This window comes from Streptomyces sp. NPDC024555, from assembly GCF_055559335.1.
This window is the reverse complement of sequence record NZ_JBVHKV010000047.1, coordinates 1-1,414: the sequence shown is the minus strand read 5'-3', so window position 1 is coordinate 1,414 and position 1,414 is coordinate 1. Positions and strand designations below refer to the sequence as shown.

1 rRNA gene is annotated in these 1,414 nt (G+C 55.7%); it reads right to left on the bottom strand.

The features are described 5' to 3' along the window. Positions 1 to 22: 22 nt before the first annotated feature. A 23S ribosomal RNA gene (locus ACZ4FH_RS36920) occupies positions 23 to 1,414 on the bottom strand; the annotation flags it as partial.

Sequence of the window (1,414 nt, the reverse complement as noted above, 5' to 3'; positions counted from 1 at the left end):
AACACAGTGGACGCGAGCAACTGAGGACAAGCCCTCGGCCTATTAGTACCAGTCAGCTCCACCCGTTACCGGGCTTCCACATCTGGCCTATCAACCCAGTCGTCTACTGGGAGCCTTAACCCCTCAAGAGGGTGGGAATACTCATCTCGAAGCAGGCTTCCCGCTTAGATGCTTTCAGCGGTTATCCTTTCCGAACGTAGCCAACCAGCCATGCCCTTGGCAGAACAACTGGCACACCAGAGGTTCGTCCGTCCCGGTCCTCTCGTACTAGGGACAGCCCTTCTCAATATTCCTACGCGCACAGCGGATAGGGACCGAACTGTCTCACGACGTTCTAAACCCAGCTCGCGTACCGCTTTAATGGGCGAACAGCCCAACCCTTGGGACCGACTCCAGCCCCAGGATGCGACGAGCCGACATCGAGGTGCCAAACCATCCCGTCGATATGGACTCTTGGGGAAGATCAGCCTGTTATCCCCGGGGTACCTTTTATCCGTTGAGCGACAGCGCTTCCACAAGCCACTGCCGGATCACTAGTCCCGACTTTCGTCCCTGCTCGACCCGTCGGTCTCACAGTCAAGCTCCCTTGTGCACTTACACTCAACACCTGATTGCCAACCAGGCTGAGGGAACCTTTGGGCGCCTCCGTTACTCTTTAGGAGGCAACCGCCCCAGTTAAACTACCCATCAGACACTGTCCCTGATCCGGATCACGGACCCAGGTTAGACATCCAGCACGACCAGAGTGGTATTTCAACGACGACTCCACAACCACTGGCGTGGCCGCTTCAAAGTCTCCCACCTATCCTACACAAGCCGAACCGAACACCAATATCAAACTATAGTAAAGGTCCCGGGGTCTTTCCGTCCTGCTGCGCGAAACGAGCATCTTTACTCGTAGTGCAATTTCACCGGGCCTATGGTTGAGACAGTCGAGAAGTCGTTACGCCATTCGTGCAGGTCGGAACTTACCCGACAAGGAATTTCGCTACCTTAGGATGGTTATAGTTACCACCGCCGTTTACTGGCGCTTAAGTTCTCAGCTTCGCCACCCCGAAGAGCAGCTAACCGGTCCCCTTAACGTTCCAGCACCGGGCAGGCGTCAGTCCGTATACATCGCCTTACGGCTTCGCACGGACCTGTGTTTTTAGTAAACAGTCGCTTCTCGCTGGTCTCTGCGGCCACCCCCAGCTCACGGAGAAAATCCGATCACCAGGAATGGCCCCCCTTCTCCCGAAGTTACGGGGGCATTTTGCCGAGTTCCTTAACCATAGTTCACCCGAACGCCTCGGTATTCTCTACCTGACCACCTGAGTCGGTTTAGGGTACGGGCCGCCATGAAACTCGCTAGAGGCTTTTCTCGACAGCATAGGATCATCCACTTCACCACAATCGGCTCGGCATCAGGTCTCAG